Here is a 19,103-nt window from a genome sequence, read left to right on the forward strand (position 1 = left end):
ATATTAATTATGTATCTGTTTTTATTTATTAATGACCTAAATTAAAACAAAACGACAGTCGAAAAATTTCATGAATGAAAAAAAGAAAAGCCGGGCGCTATGTCCCGGCTTTTTATAACGAAAAATGAAATTAGCTGGCGATAGCCATACCGACCGTCATATGCAGGCCGTAAAACACACCGCGACCAATTAACTCCCCTGCCAGCACCAGCACAAAAGCCAGTGACAGGAGCGGCAGTGCAGGCTGATAACCTTTAAGCTGAGGGGCGATCCAGCACACCAGCGCAGCTGCCAGCAACACCACGCGCCAGGCCATCAGCGAACCGTAGTCCGGCACCAGCGCAGAAGCCTGCTGGATAGAGCTGTGAATGGTTGCCAGCTCGGCTCCTTGCATCAGGGCGACCATCGCGCTCACCACCAGCGCCAGCAGCGAAACGGCTGGCAGCAGACGCATTGCCCAACCGTTTACCCCCGCCACGCGCAGCAGCAGGTAGCCCAGCAGCGGCCCGCCGATAAACATCGTCAGGAAGAAGCTCATCGGCGTCCAGACGCTGTACCAGGTTGGAACGGTATCGATGGTGTTATAGACGCGCACCATCATCCACACGAACACCACGCCCAGTACCATGGTGACGATCAGCCACAGGCTGCGCAGGCCCGCAGGCAATTTCTTCAGCGCAGCCAGCAGCCACCCCAGCCCGCCGACGGCAAAGAAGATTGCCCCGCTGGCAATTTCGTTACTGAGCGACGACGCCCCCACGCGGTTCAGGGAGTTGAACGCGCGCATCGGTGAGCCCAGGTGCAGCGTAGAGGCGATAAATCCAATCCCCATCAGCACCCACAGGCCAAACATGCTCAACACTAAACGCTGCTGCTGTTCGGCATTGAGGTTCCCTTTTAACAGCGCCAGCGCCAGAACAATAAAGCCGCCCACTACGCACTGCCCAAAGACCGTGAAGATCATCAGCGGCCATTCATGCCATCCACTTCCCATCTCACACCTCCTTCGGATTTGCCAGGTAGCCGGTGGTGTCACCCGTCGGACGGCTGTTGGCGTTAGGTTTAATGACAATACTCGGCTTCGTGAAGTGCGCGGACGGCAGCGGTGCCACTGCGGCAAGCTGACCGTGTTTCTGACGCAGCTCTTCTATCGGACCAAAATCCAGCGCGCGCAGCGGGCAGGACTCGACGCAGATTGGCTTTTTGCCGTCCGCTACGCGGCTGTGGCAGCCGTCGCACTTGGTCATATGTCCTTTAGCGGCGTTGTACTGTGGCGCGCCGTACGGGCACGCCATATGGCAGTAGCGACAGCCGATGCAGACATCTTCATCCACCACCACAAAACCGTCCTCCCGCTTGTGCATCGCCCCGCTCGGGCACACCTTTGTGCAGGCCGGATCTTCACAGTGGTTACAGGCAATCGACAGGTAATAAGCAAAGACGTTCTGATGCCAGACGCCGTTATCTTCCTGCCAGTCTCCCCCGGCGTATTCGTAAATGCGGCGGAAGCTCACGTCCGGGGTGAGATCTTTATAATCTTTACAGGCCAGCTCGCAGGTTTTGCACCCGGTGCAACGGCTGGAATCAATGAAAAATCCATACTGGGTTGTCATCGGTTACTCCTTAAACCTTTTCAACCTGGACAAGGTTTGTGTGAGACGGGTTGCCTTTCGCCAGCGGCGACGGACGCTGCGTGGTCAGGACGTTAATACTGCCTGCCTGGTCGATGCGGTTGGCATCCGGGCTGTACCAGGCCCCTTCCCCCAGTGCCACTACGCCAGGCATCATGCGCGGTGTCACTTTGGCTTCAATGTGTACCTCGCCGCGACCGTTAAAGATACGCACGCGATCCCCGTTACGGATATCACGTGCTTTGGCATCCATCGGGTTGATCCACATCTCCTGGCGGCAGGCGGCCTTCAGTACGTCAACGTTGCCGTAGGTGGAGTGCACGCGCGCCTTGTAGTGGAAACCGGTCAGCTGCAGCGGGAATTTCGCCGTCAGCGGATCGTTATAGTTTTCGAACCCCGGCGTGTAGATCGGCAGCGGATCGATAACATCTCCCTCCGGCAGCTCCCAGGTAGACGCGATTTTGGCCAGCGCTTCGGAGTAAATTTCGATTTTGCCTGACGGCGTGGTCAGCGGATTCGCCTGCGGATCTTCACGGAACGCTTTATACGCCACGTGATGCCCTTCCGGGTCACGCTGCTTGTACATGCCCTGCTTGCGGAAGGTGTCGAAGTCCGGCAGATCGGGAATTGCTTTAAGAGAGAGCTCGTGCAGATGGCGCATCCACCCTTCCTGAGTACGCCCTTCGGTAAACTGCTGTTCGACGCCCAATCGCTTCGCCAGTTCGGAGGTCATCTCATAGATGGTTTTGCACTCGAAGCGCGGCTTGATGGCCTGGTCGGTAAAGATCACGTAGGACATGTTGCCGCAGGAAGCGTCCAGCGCGAAATCCATCTGCTCAGACGCGGTGCAGTCCGGCAGCAGAATATCGGCATATTTTGCCGAGGAGGTCATGTGGCAGTCGATCACCACAATCATCTCGCACTTCTTGTCGTCCTGCAGAATTTCATGGGTGCGGTTGATTTCCGAGTGCTGGTTGATAAGGCAGTTGCCGGCGTAGTTCCAGATCATCTTGATCGGCACATCCAGCTTGTCTTTGCCCCGAACGCCGTCGCGCAGCGCGGTCATTTCCGGGCCGCGCTCGATCGCGTCAGTCCACATAAACATGGAGATGCTGGTCTGAACCGGGTTATCCAGCGTCGGCATCCGCTCAAACGGCACTTCATAAGAACCTTCGCGCGCGCCGGTGTTACCGCCATGAACGCCGACGTTGCCGGTCAGAATTGAAAGCATGGAGATAGCGCGGGTGGCGATTTCACCGTTCGCATGACGCTGCGGTCCCCAGCCCTGGCTGATGTAGGCCGGTTTAGCTGAACCAATCTCACGCGCCAGCTGAACAATGCGCTCGACCGGAATACCGGTGATGGTGGAGGCCCACTCCGGCGTTTTCGCTACGCCGTCGCTGCCCTGGCCGAGAATATATGCCTTGTAGTGACCATTGGCAGGGGCACTGGCTGGCAGCGTTTTCTCGTCATAACCGACGCAGTATTTATCAAGGAACGGCTGATCGACGAGGTTTTCAGTAATCATCACCCACGCCAGCGCGGAAACCAGTGCCGCATCGGTACCGGGACGAATGGGGATCCACTCATCTTCGCGCCCGGCACCGGTGTCGGTATAGCGCGGATCGATAATGATCATGCGGGCATTAGATTTGGCGCGGGCCTGTTCGAGGTAGTACGTCACCCCGCCGCCGCTCATGCGGGTTTCGCCCGGGTTGTTGCCGAACAGGACGACCAGCTTACTGTTTTCGATATCGGACGGGCTGTTGCCGTCGGCCCAGCCGCCGTAGGTGTAGTTCAGACCTGCGGCAATCTGTGCGGAAGAGTAGTCGCCGTAGTGGTTGAGATAACCGCCGCAGCAGTTCATCAGACGCGCGACCAGCGTTTTACCCGGTGGCCAGGAGCGGGTCATCGTGCCACCCAGCGTCCCGGTGCCATAGTTCAGGTAGATGGACTCGTTGCCGTACTCTTTGATCAGGCGCTGCATGTTGGTGGCGATAATGTCGTAGGCTTCGTCCCAGCTAATGCGCTCAAACTTCCCTTCCCCACGCTTACCGACACGCTTCATTGGGTATTTCAGACGATCCGGGTTGTAGACGCGGCGACGCATGGACCGACCGCGCAGGCAGGCGCGAACCTGGTGTAACCCTTCGTAGTTATCGTCCCCGGTGTTGTCGGTTTCGACATACTTAATTTCGCCATCCACCACATGCATACGCAGCGGACAACGGCTACCGCAGTTTACGGTACACGCACTCCACACCACTTTTTCCGGAGCTGCGGCTGCGGATAGTGCGTCCGCCGCCGACGCCAGCCGGGTAAAAGGGAGCGTGAAGGCGCTGCTGGCTACAGCCAGGCCGCCTATTGCCGTGGTTTTCATCAACCCACGGCGAGTGACCTCGGCAGCCATTAACGCTTCAGGCGCTTTGATTTTCATAGAGACTCACTTTGGTTGCTCACAAAGAAAAAAGAGGCGGCACGAACCGCTATATAGTTTTGTAAATAACGAATTACTTCGTTATCAGCGTCTTATGCTGACTTTCATTCGGAGGAGTATTACTACTTTAGAGGGAGGGGGTATTGCGTCGTGTCAATTCATAGGCATAAAAAAAGCGCCCGAAGGCGCTTTTTTGTTGTGAGGCAAAGAATTAGCCGATGTACTGCTGGCCTTTCATGTATGGACGCAGCACTTCAGGGATCTCGATGCGGCCATCTGCCTGCTGGTAGTTTTCCAGCACGGCAACCAGCGTACGGCCAACAGCCAGACCAGAACCGTTCAGGGTATGCACCAGACGGGTTTTCTTGTCAGATTTGCTGCGGCAGCGTGCCTGCATGCGGCGCGCCTGGAAATCCCAGACGTTAGAGCAGGAGGAGATTTCACGGTAGGTGTTCTGTGCAGGCACCCAGACTTCCAGGTCGAAGGTTTTGCAGGCACCAAAGCCCATGTCACCGGTGCACAGCGCCATGCGGCGATACGGCAGGCCCAGCAGCTCCAGCACTTTTTCCGCATGGCCAGTCATCTCTTCGAGCGCGTCCATGGATTCTTCCGGACGGACAATCTGCACCATCTCGACTTTGTCGAACTGGTGCATACGGATCAGACCACGGGTGTCGCGACCGTAAGAACCGGCTTCTGAACGGAAGCACGGAGAGTGTGCCGTCAGCTTGATTGGCAGATCGTCTTCGTCAATGATCTCATCACGCACGAGGTTGGTCAGCGGTACTTCCGCGGTTGGGATCAGCGCATAGTTGCTGCTGTCTGCTTCTTCATCCAGCGGACGAGTATGGAACAGATCGCCGGCAAATTTCGGCAGCTGGCCTGTACCGTAAAGCGTATCGTGGTTAACCAGATACGGAACATAGGTTTCACTGTAGCCATGCTGCTCGGTGTGCAGATCCAGCATGAACTGCGCCAGGGCGCGGTGCAGATGGGCAATCTGACCTTTCATTACTACGAAGCGAGAGCCGGTCAGCTTAACCGCAGCGGCAAAGTCCAGGCCCGCGTGCATTTCGCCCAGCGTCACGTGATCGCGCACCTCGAAGTCAAACTCGCGAGGCGTACCCCAGCGCTTCACTTCAACGTTGTCGTTCTCGTCTTTGCCGACAGGCACGCTGTCGTCAGGAATGTTCGGGATAGCCAGAGCGATGTCACGAATTTCGGCCTGAAGAACGTCCAGCTCCGCCTTCGCCTGATCCAGCTCTTCACCCAGCTTGTTCACTTCCAGGCGTAATGGCTCAATATCTTCCCCGCGCGCTTTCGCCTGGCCAATGGATTTCGATCGAGAGTTACGCTCTGCCTGCAGATTTTCAGTTTGTACCTGCAGTACTTTACGACGCTCTTCAAGAGCGCGCAGCTTATCTACATCCAGCTTAAAGCCCCGGCGTGCCAGTTTTTCAGCGACTGCGTCTGGCTCATTACGCAGCAGATTGGGATCGAGCATGCTTATCCTGTGCTTATCGAATTAAAATAGGAAATGTGACCACAGCCTGCGGTCACAAGGATACAATTGCCAACATTACCGCAACGATTGAACTAACGGTAGCGTTTTATAGGGCTATTTTGATCCTGTCCGGCGAGCCAGGTGAGCTTTTCACCAATCTTGCCTTCAAGACCTCTGTTTGTGGGATGATAATAGCGCGTTTGTGCCATCTCCTGCGGGAAATATTCCTCCCCGGCGGCGTAGGCGTTAGGCTCATCATGGGCGTAGCGATACTCCTGCCCGTAACCCATCTCTTTCATCAGTTTGGTTGGCGCATTGCGCAGATGAACCGGCACATCATAGTCCGGGCGCTCGCGCGCATCCGACATCGCCGCTTTGAACGCGGTATAGACCGCATTGCTTTTCGGCGCGCAGGCCAGATAGACAATCGCCTGCGCAATGGCGCGTTCGCCTTCCGCCGGGCCTACGCGGGTGAAGCAGTCCCAGGCTGAAAGCGCAACCTGCATGGCGCGCGGGTCAGCATTGCCAACATCTTCTGACGCAATCGCCAGACAGCGGCGCGCAACGTATAGCGGATCGCCACCTGCGGTAATGATACGTGCGTACCAGTAGAGCGCCGCATCCGGCGCGCTGCCGCGTACGGACTTATGCAGCGCCGAGATCAAGTCGTAGAAACGGTCGCCTTTATTATCGAAACGCGCGCTGCGCTCGCCGGCAATTTCGGTGAGCAGTTCAGGCTTCAATACGCGCTTGCCCGCATCGTCCACTTCGGCCATATCGGCCATCATTTCGAGCGTGTTCAACGCGCGGCGCGCATCGCCGTTGACCAGCTCCGCAATCGCACGTCGCGTGTCGTCAGGCAGAACGATATCCTGCCCGCCGTAACCACGCGCTTTGTCGTCCATTGCCTGGGTCAGAACCTTTTCGATATCTTCCGTGGTCAGGGATTTAAGCAGGTAGACGCGGGCGCGGGACAGCAGCGCCGAGTTGAGTTCAAACGACGGGTTTTCCGTGGTCGCGCCGATGAAGAAGATCGTCCCGTCTTCAATGTGCGGCAGGAAAGCATCCTGCTGGCTCTTGTTGAAGCGGTGGACTTCATCGACAAAGAGAATGGTGCGGCGTCCGGCATTGCGGTTTTGACGCGCGCGCTCGATCGCCTCGCGGATCTCCTTCACGCCAGACGTTACCGCCGAGATACGCTCAACGTCCGCGTTGGCATAGCGGGCGATCACTTCAGCTAGCGTGGTTTTTCCGGTGCCGGGCGGCCCCCAGAGGATCATGGAGTGCAGATGCCCCGCCTCAATAGCGCGCGGCAAGGGTTTCCCCGCAGCCAGCAGATGCTGCTGACCGATGTACTGCGCTAAATTTTCTGGCCGCATACGGGCGGCCAGAGGTTGAAACGCATTATCTGAAAAATCGAGCGACAGGTTGCTCACTCACGCCTCTTACTTATTGCGTTGGTCGTCCACCGTTACGCCCTGCGGCGGGGTAAAGGTGAATTTCGATGCGTCAACGGCGCCGTTTTGCTGAGACTTAAGCTGGTAGCTGCTGCGCTGATCGTCCTGCTCAACCGCGCCGAACTGATTAATGGTACCGTTGGTGCTTACGTTGATGGTGAACTGCTTCAGATTGCCGTTGCTGCCTTTCGGCGTCAGGACAAACTCATCACCGTTCTGTTTAATGTTGTACTGCTGCCAGTCGCTGGTCTGGTTGCGGGCGATCAGCATAAACGGCGTATTGCTGGTCGCGTCTTTCAGCCAGGTCGCAGTGGCCTGCTCAACAAACGGGTTGAAGAACCACAGGGTTTTACCGTCAGAAACCAGGATGCTCTCATCCGGCTGGGTCATGTGCCAGTTAAACAGATTGGGGCGTTTCACCCATAAATCACCCTGTCCTTCCTGCACCGCGTTACCGCTGCCGTCCGTCACTTTTTGCGTGAAGCTGGCGTGGAAGCTGCTTACTTTATCCAGTCGGCTTTTAAGGTCGCTGGCTGCATCAGCCCAGACGCTGCTGGCTACAAAACTGGTGAGTAATGCACAGGCGATGGCGATTTTTTTCATTGTTATTCCTTAAAATACGTCTTCCCGAAATGGGGTTTCCGTTTCTATTCTGGACCTGCCAGAAGGCAGGCGACAGAAGAATATGCTTAATTTTTGCTGATTTACCCTTCTTTGCAATCGCTGAAGGTTAATCAAACGGCGGCGGAGCCAGCACCTCACGGTTACCGTTGTGCCCCTGCTCGCTCACAATGCCCTGCGCTTCCATCTGCTCGATGATGCGCGCCGCGCGGTTATAGCCAATGCGGAACTGACGCTGCACGCCAGAGATGGATGCTTTGCGTTTTTCAGTAACGAAATTAACCGCCTGGTCGAATAACGGATCCAGCTCTTCGCCACCGTCAAAGCCACCACCGCCGCCTTCGCTTTCGCTGTCGGAGGTAATGCCGTCAACGTACTGCGGACGTCCGCGCGCCTTCCAGTCCTGCACCACGGCGTGTACTTCCTGGTCGCGAACAAACGCGCCGTGTACGCGCACCGGAGAGGTGGAGTTCGGGCCGGAGTACAGCATGTCACCCATTCCCAGCAGCGACTCAGCGCCGCCCTGATCAAGAATGGTACGGGAGTCGATTTTGCTCGAAACGGTAAACGCAATACGGGTCGGAATATTCGCCTTAATCAGACCGGTGATAACGTCCACGGACGGACGCTGGGTCGCCAGCACCAGGTGAATACCTGCCGCACGCGCTTTCTGTGCCAGACGCGCGATCAGCTCTTCCACTTTCTTCCCGACGGTCATCATCAGGTCGGCGAATTCATCCACCAGCACGACGATATAAGGCAGTTTCTCCAGCACAGGATGCTGGGCATCCATGCTGTCACCCGGCTTCCAGTATGGGTCCGGAATCGGACGACCCATGCGCGCCGCCTCGGCGATCTTCTCGTTATAACCGGCCAGGTTACGCACGCCCAGCGCAGACATCAGCTTGTAGCGACGCTCCATTTCATTGACGCTCCAGCGCAGGGCGTTGGCGGCGTCCTTCATGTCGGTGACCACTTCCGTCAGCAGGTGCGGAATGCCTTCGTAGACCGACAGTTCGAGCATTTTCGGGTCGATCATGATGAAACGCACGTCTTCAGGCTGCGCTTTGTAGAGCATGCTAAGGATCATGGCGTTCACGCCGACCGATTTACCGGAACCGGTGGTACCCGCTACCAGCAGGTGAGGCATTTTCGCGAGGTCTGCCACTACCGGGTCGCCGGCGATATCTTTACCCAACACCACGGTCAGCGGAGATGGGTTATCGCGGAACTTGGTGTTATCCAGCACTTCACGCAGGTAAACGGTCTGACGTTTCTTGTTCGGCAGCTCAAGGCCAACGTACGGTTTACCCGGAATCACTTCCACCACACGTACCGCCACGGTCGACAGAGAACGCGCCAGGTCGCGGGAGAGGTTAGAAATACGCGCGGCTTTGACGCCCGGCGCCAGGTTCAGTTCGAAGCGGGTGATCACCGGACCCGGCGAGTAGTTCACCACGTCCGCCTTGATGCGGAAGTCTGCCAGACGGGCTTCCACCAGACGGGCCATCTGCTCCAGGGCAAACGTATCAACCGGCTCGACTTCAGCCGGTGGCGGCGTCAACAAATCCAGCGACGGCAGCGGCGTGCTCGGACGCTGCAGCGGACGGCTATCACCGTTACGCATCAGCAGCGGGTGAATCAGGCTCTCCTGCGGCTGCGGCTGCGGTGCTGGCTGCTGGTACTGCGGCGGCTGCTGTTGTGGCTGCTGCGGTTGCGCATACGGCTGCTGAACAGGTGGCTGCGGCTGCGCGTAAGTCTGTGCCTGCGGCGCTGGCGGCTGACGCACAGGCTCTGCTTCAGGCATCACGCTTGGGGTGAACAGCGGCTCGCTCGGGCCATCATCCACCAGATCTTTCATCGGCGAGAACTCGAAATCCGATAATGAGAACGGGTTCGCACCAGCTGGCTGTTCACCTGAGTAACGCTGCTGCTGGGTTGCCGCAAACTGACGCGCTAATTCGGCTTCAGCCGCGTCATCTTCGTCTTCCAGCATCGGTTCATCATGCTGATAGTCTTCACCGTAGCGCTGATTCTGCTGCGCGGCGAACTGGCGCGCCAGCTCGTCCTGCTGCATTTCATCAGCATCATCTTCGTAGTCCGTTCCACGCGCTTTCTCTTCGGCCATCCGCTGGGAAGGCAGCTTGATCCCATAGGAGGCAAGCTCACGACGGGTTGGAACGCGGACGCGGTTAGGGCGAGGCAGTTGCGGACCAATTCCCTCTTTCACCTGCGGACGCGGCGCACCGCCCGTTGCCAGGCTAAAGACAGGTGCCGCCGCCGCTGCGGCTGCGGTAGCCTGCTTCACGCTTTCCGCTACGGGGGCATCAGCAGGCGTCGGGTCGACCGGTGGAACCGAAACCGACGGGGCTTTTGGCGCAGGTTCCTGCACCGGTTCAGGCACAGGCTGATACCATGCCGCCAGCTGTTCGCGCTCACGAGCACGGCGTTCTTCAACTTCTTCAAAATAGTACATTGGCGGACGAGACGGTTTCACCTCTTCCACCACCTCAGGTTCAGGCTGAGGCTCGACATAAGGCTGCACAGGTTCAACCGGTTCAGGCACGTACTCCTGATAAGGCTGGGCCACAGGCTGCTCATAGTGCTGCTGTTCATACTCAGGTTGCGGCGGCTGATAAGGCTGCTGCCACTGCTCCTGCTGCACGGGGATATAGCTCTCTGGTTCCGGCGCGATAACAGGCTCCGGCGTGTGGACACCCGGCGCGGTCTGCCAGGCAACCTGAGGCTGCTGAATAGCGGATTCCGGAGGCGGAACTGGCGCGGATGGCATCACGGCTTCGACAGGCGCGGCATACGCCTGTGATGCTGTCGTTGCGGCTGCGGCTGCGGCAACCGGCGCGGTAACGGTATGGCCGTTAAGCAGCGGATCGTATTCATCGAAATCACCCGGCATCGCACGGTTGCCGGAGAAAAGCACATCATCAGGATCGACTGTACTACCCGCAGCGCGGTACTCCACCTGCTCGTCTTCATCCATACGCTTACCGGAGAAGAGCGCCGCGTCGGTTTTACGTCCAAGCGGGTTGGCAAATTTTTCAGCAACGCGCTGGCGACGCGCCAGGGCACCGCGCAGAATACGAGCACGACGAGATTCACGACGTTGCACCGGCGCATCGTCTTCCTCTTCGTACTCATCTTCATATTCTTCTTCATCGACCCACGTGTCGTCGCGGCGGGTACGGTTGCTCGCAAAGGTCAGGATCGTCAGAATAAAGCTGCCGATCTTCTCGGCAATGCTCACCCATGACCAGCCGGTAAACAGCGTCAGCCCGGCCGCCCAGATGCAGAGCAGCGCCAGCGTACCGCCGCTGCTGTGAAGCATCGGCTGTAGCGCAGAGCTCAGCAGGCTGCCAATCACCCCACCGGAGGCGAAGTACCAGATATCATCGGCATTAATCGCCGCCAGCCCGCAGGAGGTGAGGATCAGCGCCAGGGCGCCAATCAGGCGCAGGGAAACCGCAAAATAGTCGATGTAATCATCGTTCTGACGATGACGCCATGCAAACCAGCATCCGCCAATGATTATGACGGGAATGGTGTAGGCCATCACACCGAAAATGAAAAAGAGCGTGTCCGCAAGCCAGGCTCCGGGTACGCCGCCTAAATTATGGATAGGCTCATGCCACGCGGTTTGCGACCAGCTGGGATCGGAGGGGTTAAAACTGAGTAAGGCTGCCATCAGCCAGACGGCAAAAAGGGCAATAACGATCAGCAAAGCCTCGAGGAGACGACGTCCGCTGCTTAGCTTCGATAGTGTGACTTCTTTGTCTTCAGTGTATTCCTGGCTCAAGAAAGGCTCTCCAGGTATCAGGCATATCCTGCCTGTTTGCTAAAACGGACAACAGCGCCGGGGCTCCCCGGCACTGTTGCTGTATGGATTAACAGGAGTGTAATCAAACTACGCTGATTTTGCACCTGTTCCGTGTTAGCGCGTCTTAATAACCAGACGATTGCTCTGTTTGACCTCTTCCATCACCACATAGGTACGGGTGTCGTTCACGCCTGGCAGACGCAGCAGGGTTTCCCCCAGCAGCTTACGGTAGGCGGACATATCAGGCACACGGGTTTTCAACAGGTAGTCGAAATCACCGGACACCAGATGACACTCTTGAATTTCTTCAAGTTTTTGTACAGCGGCGTTAAATTGCTCAAACACATCCGGCGCACCACGATTCAGAGTAATCTCAACAAATACCAGAAGTGAGGCATCCAGATAATGCGGGTTCAGCAGAGCCGTATAGCCCTGAATAAAACCCTGTCTTTCCAGTCGGCGCACACGCTCAAGGCACGGCGTCGGGGAAAGTCCCACACGTTTTGAAAGCTCGACGTTGGAAATACGCCCATCCTTTTGCAATTCATTAAGAATGTTACGATCGATACGGTCGAGATCTTTGCCAGGGCGCTTCTTGCTATCTACCATTATTATTGTCTCTCTGTATTCCTTCCCTACTCCTGCCTGGACCCTGTGCACATCACTGTTCAGAGCCTGTACCCGTTAGTCATCACATCGCCTGGTTATGTATTAGACGCGATGCGGATTCGGGTTCTGTTGGTAAGAAGACCGCTGCCCGAAGGCTGTCACCGACATCACGTATGGCGTCTGTCCACGCCATGCGTAGATTTCACTGACACGGTAAAAATGGCATTTACGTGCATGCCTATGCGGCATACGGTTAACGCGGTTTTTTTTCTTCCTTGAATGTTTTCGCAAATGCGCAGGGGATTGTCAAAGCAAAACATCGTTTTTTAGTACAAGATGCCGGATATTCATTACGGGGGGGTATTAATCCTCATTTTACTGCTTTATAAACGAGCGGTTTTCAGTAGAAAACGTGACGTAACGGCACTGGATTCATCGGGCGCAGCTATTGCATATATCGAAAGCAAAATCCCAGTGCTCTTTTTTTACGGCAACAAATTCCCTACAATCCAGCCCATTGCCTGCCAACAACAATGGGGATCTCATGGGCACGACCAAACACAGTAAGTTGTTAATCCTTGGTTCTGGACCTGCGGGATATACCGCGGCGGTCTATGCTGCACGCGCAAACCTGCAGCCGGTTCTGATCACCGGCATGGAAAAAGGCGGTCAGTTGACCACCACCACGGAAGTGGAAAACTGGCCGGGCGACCCGAACGATCTGACCGGGCCGCTGCTGATGGAACGCATGCACGAGCATGCCGCCAAATTCGAAACCGAAATCCTGTTCGACCACATTAATAAAGTGGATTTGCAGAACCGTCCGTTCCGCCTGACGGGTGACAGCGGTGAATACACCTGCGATGCGCTAATCATTGCCACCGGCGCCTCTGCCCGTTATCTCGGCCTGCCGTCTGAAGAAGCGTTCAAAGGCCGCGGCGTCTCTGCCTGTGCGACCTGCGACGGTTTCTTCTACCGTAACCAGAAAGTGGCGGTTATCGGCGGCGGTAATACCGCGGTGGAAGAAGCGCTGTACCTGGCGAACATTGCCTCCGAGGTGCATCTGATCCACCGTCGTGACACCTTCCGCGCCGAGAAGATCCTCATTAAGCGCCTGATGGATAAAGTGGCGAGCGGCAACATCGTGCTGCACACCAACCGTACCCTGGAAGAAGTCACCGGCGATCAGATGGGCGTTGCGGGTCTGCGCATTCGTGATACCCAGAACACCGATAACGTCGAAACGCTGGAAGTGGCGGGCCTGTTTGTGGCAATCGGCCACAGCCCGAACACCGCGATCTTCGAAGGCCAGTTGGAGCTGGAAAACGGCTATATCAAAGTGCAGTCCGGCATTCACGGTAACGCGACCCAGACCAGCATCCCGGGCGTGTTCGCTGCCGGTGACGTGATGGACCATATTTATCGTCAGGCGATCACCTCTGCGGGCACCGGCTGTATGGCCGCGCTGGACGCTGAACGCTACCTCGACGGACTGGCTGAACAAGGTAAATAATCTTTACAAGTCAGTAACAAACGTAAATAAAGGCGGCCACAGGTCGCCTTTATTTTTGCTCGCGTGTAACATGCAGATGTCTAATTTCTTATAACGTCACCTGCAAAATACGCAATGGAAAAAACCCGTCAACAAGAGTTAACACGCTGGCTGAAACAGCAAAGCGTTATTTCCCGCCGATGGCTTACGATCTCCCGTCTTCTGGGGTTCGTTAGCGGTCTGTTGATTGTTGCCCAGGCATGGCTGCTGGCCCGCATTCTTAATCACATGATCATGGAGAACATTCCCCGCGAAGCGCTCCTGCTGCCTTTTATCGTTCTGATCCTGGTTTTTGTCCTGCGCGCCTGGGTGGTGTGGCTGCGTGAACGTGTCGGCTTCCACGCCGGACAGCATATCCGCTACGAGATCCGTCGTCAGGTGCTCGACCGCCTGCAGGAAGCCGGGCCCGCGTGGATCCAGGGTAAACCGGCCGGAAGCTGGGCGACGCTGATCCTTGAGCAGATCGACGATATGCACGATTACTACGCGCGCTATCTTCCGCAGATGGCGCTGGCGGTTTTTGTGCCGCTGTTGATTGTTATTGCCATCTTCCCGGTTAACTGGGTGGCGGCGCTGATCCTGCTGGGGACCGCCCCGCTGATCCCGCTGTTTATGGCGATGGTCGGCATGGGTGCGGCTGATGCCAACCGCCGCAACTTCCTGGCGCTGGGCCGGCTGAGCGGACATTTTCTCGATCGTCTGCGCGGGATGGAAACCCTGCGTATTTTTGGTCGCGGTGAAGCGGAAACCGAGAATATTCGCCTGGCATCACAGGACTTCCGCCAGCGCACGATGGAAGTGTTACGCCTGGCGTTCCTCTCGTCCGGCGTGCTGGAATTCTTTACCTCGCTGTCGATTGCCCTCGTGGCGGTTTATTTCGGTTTCTCCTATCTCGGCGCGCTGGATTTCGGCCACTACGGCACGGCGGTGACCCTCTCTGCCGGTTTCCTCGCGCTCATCCTGGCTCCGGAGTTTTTCCAGCCGCTTCGCGACCTGGGGACCTTCTATCATGCCAAAGCGCAGGCCGTTGGCGCGGCCGACAGCCTGAAAACCTTCCTGGAGACGCCGCTGGCGCACCCGGAGCGTGGTGACGTGGCGCTAAACGCTAAAGAGCCGGTAACCGTCGACGCGAGCGATTTCTGCATTCTCTCGCCGGAAGGAAAAGTGCTGGCTGGCCCGCTAAACTTTAGCCTGACCGCCGGAAAACGCGTGGTGCTGGTCGGCACCAGCGGTTCAGGGAAGAGTTCGCTACTGAATGCGTTATCCGGTTTTATGGCCTACACCGGTTCGCTGCGGATAAACAAAACTGAACTGCGTAATCTCGATCCCGACGCCTGGCGTAAGCAGCTCAGTTGGGTCGGACAAAACCCTCAGCTACCTGCTTCCACGCTGCGCGAAAACGTGCTCCTGGCACGCCCGGATGCTCGTGAAGACGAACTTCAGTCCGTTCTCGACCGCGCGTGGGTCAGTGAATTTCTGCCGCTGCTCCCGCAGGGTGTCGATACCGTGGTAGGCGATCAGTCTGCCGGGCTGTCTGTCGGCCAGGCACAGCGCGTGGCCGTCGCCCGTGCGCTGCTGAACCCGTGCCAGCTGATGCTGCTTGATGAGCCTGCTGCCAGCCTGGATTCACACAGCGAGCAGCGCGTCATGGCGGCCCTGAGCGCCGCTTCCCTGCAGCAAACCACCCTGATGGTTACCCATCAGCTGGAAGGCATTGCTGACTGGGATGAGATCTGGGTGATGGAAAACGGTCATATTGTTGAGCAAGGCAATTACGCCGCTCTTGTTGCCGCGCAGGGGCCGTTCGCCGCCCTGCTGGCGAACCGTCAGGAGGACATCTGATGCGTGCTCTGCTGCCTTATCTTGCGCTCTATAAACGCCACAAGTGGATGCTGACGCTGGGGATCGTGCTGGCGATTGTCACGCTGCTTGCCAGCATCGGCCTGCTCACGCTTTCCGGCTGGTTCCTGTCGGCCTCCGCCGTAGCCGGGTTCGCCGGATTATACAGCTTCAACTATATGCTGCCGGCGGCGGGCGTGCGGGGTACCGCCATTACCCGTACTGCCGGACGCTATTTCGAGCGGCTGGTCAGCCACGACGCGACGTTCCGCGTCCTGCAGCACCTGCGCATTTACACCTTCAGCAAACTGCTTCCCCTCTCCCCTGCCGGGCTGGCGCGTTTTCGCCAGGGCGAATTACTGAACCGTGTCGTTGCGGATGTCGACACGCTGGACCACCTTTACCTGCGGGTGATCTCCCCGATAGTGGGCGCGTTTGTGGTGATTGTGGTAGTTACGCTGGGGCTGTCCGTTCTGGATGTTCCCGTTGCGCTGACGCTGGGCGGGATCATGCTGCTGACGCTTATCATTCTGCCGCCGCTCTTTTACCGCGCCGGAAAATCCACCGGAGAAAACCTGACGCGGCTGCGCGGGGATTACCGCCAGCAGCTGACCTCCTGGCTTCAGGGCCAGGCGGAGCTGACCATTTTTGGAGCCAGCAAGCGCTACCGTGCCCGAATGGAAGGTACGGAGCTGAACTGGCATGAAGCCCAGCGCCGCCAGTCGGAACTGACGGCCTTCTCGCAGGCGCTGATGGTGTTAATCGGCGGCGTGGCGGTGATTGCCATGCTGTGGCTGGCATCCGGCGGGATTGGCGGTAATACCCAGCCAGGCCCTCTTATTGCCCTCTTTGTTTTCTGCGCGCTGGCCGCATTTGAGGCTCTGGCCCCGGTGACGGGCGCTTTCCAGCATCTTGGACAGGTGATCGCCTCTGCCCTGCGCATCACTCAGATTGCCGAACAGGAGCCTGAAGTCACGTTCAGTGCCGGGCAAACCACCGTGCCTGAGCAGGTGGCGCTGACGCTTGATAACGTGACCTTCGCCTATGACAAACAGGCGCAGAACGCGCTGGAGGGTATCAACCTTTCCGTTAATGCAGGGCAGCGGATTGCGATCCTCGGCCGTACCGGCTGCGGTAAGTCGACGCTGCTGCAGCTGCTGACGCGCGCCTGGGATCCACAGCACGGTCAGATTCGTTTTAATAATACGTTGCTGACTGATTTCAGCGAGCAGGCCCTGCGCAAGACCGTGGGCGTTGTTCCACAGCGCGTGCATCTGTTTAGCGCCACCCTGCGCGATAACCTGCTGCTGGCCGCACCAGAGGCTTCGGACGATGATCTTCGCGCCGTACTGGAGCAGGTCGGACTGCAAAAGCTGCTTGAGGACGAAGGACTGAACAGCTGGCTGGGAGAAGGCGGTCGTCAGCTTTCCGGCGGAGAGCTGCGCCGTCTGGCCATTGCGCGTGCGCTGCTGCATGATGCACCTCTGATGCTGCTCGACGAACCTACAGAAGGGCTTGATGCGACAACCGAGAGTCAGATCCTTGATTTACTGGCAAACGTTATGGCAGGAAAAACCGTCCTGATGGTGACGCACCGCCTGCGCGGGCTGGCAAGTTTTGATCGGATAATTGTGATGGACAACGGACACATTATTGAGCAAGGTAGTCACGCAGAGCTGTTGGCGAAACAGGGTCGCTACTACCAGTTCAAACAGCGTCTGTAGACTATATTTGTAGCGTCCTCACTCGCGTACTGGAGTTTTGCTGTCATGCGCCTGGTCCAGCTTTCTCGTCATAACATCGCGTTTCCTTCGCCGGAGGGAGCGCTGCGTGAGCCCAACGGGCTGCTGGCCCTTGGCGGTGACCTTAGCCCTGCGCGGCTATTAATGGCCTACCAGCGCGGCATCTTCCCGTGGTTTTCTCCCGGCGACCCAATTTTATGGTGGTCTCCCGACCCACGTGCCGTGCTGTGGCCAGCGCAGTTCCATCTGAGCCGCAGCATGAAGCGTTTCCATGCAAAATCCCCGTATCGCGTCACGCTGAATCACGCCTTTGGGCAGGTGATCGAAGGCTGTGCCGAAGATCGCCATGAAGGGACGTGGATCACCCGCGATATCGTCAACGCCTACCACCAGCTCCATGAGCTTGGCTACGCCCACTCCATTGAGGTTTGGGAAAAGGGGGAACTGGTTGGCGGCATGTACGGCGTGGCGCAAGGGACGCTGTTTTGCGGCGAATCGATGTTCTCCCGTGCGGTCAACGCCTCGAAAACCGCGCTGCTGGTCTTCTGCGAGGCCTTTGCCCAGCGCGGCGGACGCCTGATCGATTGTCAGGTGCTCAACGAGCACACGGCCTCTCTTGGTGCAGTTGACATCCCGCGACGACAGTATATCGAGCATCTGGACGCCTGCCGTCAGGAGAAGCTCCCACGCGACTTCTGGATCCCCAGAACGCTCTTTATGCCCAATGCTTAAATGTTTTCCGCATATTTTTTGTGAGGGTGTTATAATTATGCCGCAGAGTAGCTTCTGCCTGTTGCCCCGCCGCCGTTTGGGACCCTCGCTTCAGATAACGTTCTGACGTTTATCCTGTCGTCTCCCCTTTACGAATGCGCTTCCTGTTCGGTTGTACCGTGACGCTTGGGCAATGCGCCGAAACTGTTTTGCTGCGTTTTAATCGCGCAATTCTTTACTTAATTGATGAATTTCGGCATTATCTTGCCGGTTCAAAACTTGGTAGTGATACCCCAGAGGATTAGATGGCCAAAGAAGACAATATTGAAATGCAGGGTACCGTACTTGATACGTTGCCTAATACCATGTTTCGCGTAGAGCTGGAAAACGGTCACGTGGTAACTGCGCACATCTCCGGTAAAATGCGCAAAAACTACATCCGCATTTTGACGGGCGACAAAGTGACTGTTGAACTGACCCCGTACGACCTGAGCAAAGGCCGCATTGTCTTCCGTAGTCGCTAATTTTTTCGCCTGTAATGGCAGATGAATATATAAAAGGTCGGGTTAATCCCGGCCTTTTTTATTTATGGCGTTAGTGTTGCTGCTTCGGAAGATGTATTGTCATCCATGGTTGTACAGGAGCGATTAAATCCCCCGCCATAGAATGAGCCATGTCATGAAGTAATCCCGTCAGGTGCGGCAGCATATCACGGTCCAAATGCGACACCAGCAGCACATGATTCAACGCCCGGCAGTAGTCACATTTCGTTTCTGTATCTTCAAGCAACCACTCTTTTTGTCGCGGTTGTTCCGCTTCTTCCTCAAATTCCACCACCTGAAAATCACGCATTGATTCTGTGAGGCCGGATTTCACCTCTTCCAGGTAGGCTCCGAGACAACGGCAAACGGGCTGCGTTTGCGGAAGTGATTTGCAATCCAGCAGGATTTCGGTGAGCAGTTGGCAGCGCTCTGCAAGGGTTGGGAGATCGGGGTTGAGGGAGAGTTCGGTGTAGAGTTGGGCGAAGCTATTAATATTAGTCATATGTGATCCTTTATGCACGCAAGATTATCTGTGCACACACTTTCAGGACGCCAATCCCGGCACCTAATTTTTGCAGGTGCGCCGCCATTTTATTACTGTGGATTTATCCAGAAACCAACGTCGA

The 19,103-nt window shown here is 56.9% G+C and carries 14 protein-coding genes; 5 read left to right on the forward strand and 9 right to left on the reverse strand.

Going from position 1 to position 19,103, the window contains the following annotated elements:
• Window positions 1–130: 130 nt before the first annotated feature.
• The 8 genes from INF73_RS18685 to lrp form a co-directional block, all read right to left on the reverse strand.
• Window positions 131–994, reverse strand: a complete 864-nt coding sequence (locus INF73_RS18685) for a dimethyl sulfoxide reductase anchor subunit family protein (protein WP_048960585.1) — start codon at window positions 992–994, stop codon at window positions 131–133.
• A gap of 1 nt (window position 995) precedes the next feature.
• Window positions 996–1,613 (reverse strand): DMSO/selenate family reductase complex B subunit, encoded by a 618-nt coding sequence (locus tag INF73_RS18690; protein ID WP_014883208.1) that lies wholly within the window; start codon window positions 1,611–1,613, stop codon window positions 996–998.
• 10 nt (window positions 1,614–1,623) lie between these two features.
• Window positions 1,624–4,068, reverse strand: a complete 2,445-nt coding sequence (gene dmsA / locus INF73_RS18695; RefSeq protein WP_193540378.1) for a dimethylsulfoxide reductase subunit A — start codon at window positions 4,066–4,068, stop codon at window positions 1,624–1,626.
• Window positions 4,069–4,279: 211 nt separating this feature from the next.
• Window positions 4,280–5,572, reverse strand: coding sequence for a serine--tRNA ligase (gene serS / locus INF73_RS18700; RefSeq protein ID WP_008499983.1), 1,293 nt, complete (start codon window positions 5,570–5,572; stop codon window positions 4,280–4,282).
• A 92-nt stretch (window positions 5,573–5,664) separates the two neighbouring features.
• The gene (gene rarA / locus INF73_RS18705; protein ID WP_028012558.1) at window positions 5,665–7,008 is read right to left on the reverse strand and encodes a replication-associated recombination protein RarA; all 1,344 of its coding nucleotides are present in this window, start codon (window positions 7,006–7,008) and stop codon (window positions 5,665–5,667) included.
• Window positions 7,009–7,017: 9 nt separating this feature from the next.
• A complete protein-coding gene (gene lolA / locus INF73_RS18710; RefSeq protein ID WP_028012557.1) occupies window positions 7,018–7,632 on the reverse strand; it encodes an outer membrane lipoprotein chaperone LolA in 615 nt (204 codons plus the stop codon).
• 127 nt (window positions 7,633–7,759) lie between these two features.
• Window positions 7,760–11,461, reverse strand: a complete 3,702-nt coding sequence (locus INF73_RS18715; RefSeq protein WP_193540375.1) for a DNA translocase FtsK 4TM domain-containing protein — start codon at window positions 11,459–11,461, stop codon at window positions 7,760–7,762.
• 135 nt (window positions 11,462–11,596) lie between these two features.
• The gene (gene lrp, locus INF73_RS18720) at window positions 11,597–12,091 is read right to left on the reverse strand and encodes a leucine-responsive transcriptional regulator Lrp (protein ID WP_000228469.1); all 495 of its coding nucleotides are present in this window, start codon (window positions 12,089–12,091) and stop codon (window positions 11,597–11,599) included.
• A 544-nt stretch (window positions 12,092–12,635) separates the two neighbouring features.
• Here lrp and trxB point away from each other — a divergent pair.
• The 5 genes from trxB to infA all read left to right on the forward strand — a co-directional run bounded on the left by trxB (window position 12,636) and on the right by infA (window position 18,459).
• Complete coding sequence (gene trxB / locus INF73_RS18725) at window positions 12,636–13,604, forward strand: thioredoxin-disulfide reductase (protein ID WP_028012555.1); 969 nt, start codon at window positions 12,636–12,638, stop codon at window positions 13,602–13,604.
• Window positions 13,605–13,718: 114 nt separating this feature from the next.
• Complete coding sequence (cydD, locus tag INF73_RS18730) at window positions 13,719–15,485, forward strand: cysteine/glutathione ABC transporter permease/ATP-binding protein CydD (protein ID WP_193540373.1); 1,767 nt, start codon at window positions 13,719–13,721, stop codon at window positions 15,483–15,485.
• A complete protein-coding gene (cydC, locus tag INF73_RS18735; protein ID WP_193540371.1) occupies window positions 15,485–17,206 on the forward strand; it encodes a cysteine/glutathione ABC transporter ATP-binding protein/permease CydC in 1,722 nt (573 codons plus the stop codon). The genes cydD and cydC overlap by 1 nt, the downstream gene beginning before the upstream one ends.
• A 45-nt stretch (window positions 17,207–17,251) precedes the next feature.
• On the forward strand, window positions 17,252–17,956 hold the full coding sequence (aat, locus tag INF73_RS18740) for a leucyl/phenylalanyl-tRNA--protein transferase (RefSeq protein ID WP_041910636.1): 705 nt from the start codon (window positions 17,252–17,254) through the stop codon (window positions 17,954–17,956).
• Between the two features lie 284 nt (window positions 17,957–18,240).
• The gene (gene infA / locus INF73_RS18745) at window positions 18,241–18,459 is read left to right on the forward strand and encodes a translation initiation factor IF-1 (protein ID WP_002211347.1); all 219 of its coding nucleotides are present in this window, start codon (window positions 18,241–18,243) and stop codon (window positions 18,457–18,459) included.
• 70 nt (window positions 18,460–18,529) lie between these two features.
• Here the strand turns inward: infA and INF73_RS18750 are convergent, their stop codons facing one another.
• Window positions 18,530–18,979, reverse strand: coding sequence for a hypothetical protein (locus INF73_RS18750; RefSeq protein WP_193359485.1), 450 nt, complete (start codon window positions 18,977–18,979; stop codon window positions 18,530–18,532).
• Between the last annotated feature and the right edge of the window lie 124 nt (window positions 18,980–19,103).

The sequence above is a fragment of the Enterobacter cloacae complex sp. P6RS genome (genome assembly GCF_014982245.1).
Lineage (GTDB): Bacteria > Pseudomonadota > Gammaproteobacteria > Enterobacterales > Enterobacteriaceae > Enterobacter > Enterobacter bugandensis.

Excerpts from the sequence above, each read along its gene's own strand:
- INF73_RS18685 (WP_048960585.1), bottom strand. The coding sequence starts at position 994 with ATGGGAAGTGGATGGCATGAATGGCCGCTGATGATCTTCACGGTCTTT.
- INF73_RS18690 (WP_014883208.1), bottom strand. The coding sequence starts at position 1,613 with ATGACAACCCAGTATGGATTTTTCATTGATTCCAGCCGTTGCACCGGG.
- dmsA (WP_193540378.1), bottom strand. The coding sequence starts at position 4,068 with ATGAAAATCAAAGCGCCTGAAGCGTTAATGGCTGCCGAGGTCACTCGC.
- serS (WP_008499983.1), bottom strand. The coding sequence starts at position 5,572 with ATGCTCGATCCCAATCTGCTGCGTAATGAGCCAGACGCAGTCGCTGAA.
- lolA (WP_028012557.1), bottom strand. The coding sequence starts at position 7,632 with ATGAAAAAAATCGCCATCGCCTGTGCATTACTCACCAGTTTTGTAGCC.
- lrp (WP_000228469.1), bottom strand. The coding sequence starts at position 12,091 with ATGGTAGATAGCAAGAAGCGCCCTGGCAAAGATCTCGACCGTATCGAT.
- trxB (WP_028012555.1), top strand. The coding sequence starts at position 12,636 with ATGGGCACGACCAAACACAGTAAGTTGTTAATCCTTGGTTCTGGACCT.
- cydD (WP_193540373.1), top strand. The coding sequence starts at position 13,719 with ATGGAAAAAACCCGTCAACAAGAGTTAACACGCTGGCTGAAACAGCAA.
- cydC (WP_193540371.1), top strand. The coding sequence starts at position 15,485 with ATGCGTGCTCTGCTGCCTTATCTTGCGCTCTATAAACGCCACAAGTGG.
- aat (WP_041910636.1), top strand. The coding sequence starts at position 17,252 with ATGCGCCTGGTCCAGCTTTCTCGTCATAACATCGCGTTTCCTTCGCCG.
- infA (WP_002211347.1), top strand. The coding sequence starts at position 18,241 with ATGGCCAAAGAAGACAATATTGAAATGCAGGGTACCGTACTTGATACG.
- INF73_RS18750 (WP_193359485.1), bottom strand. The coding sequence starts at position 18,979 with ATGACTAATATTAATAGCTTCGCCCAACTCTACACCGAACTCTCCCTC.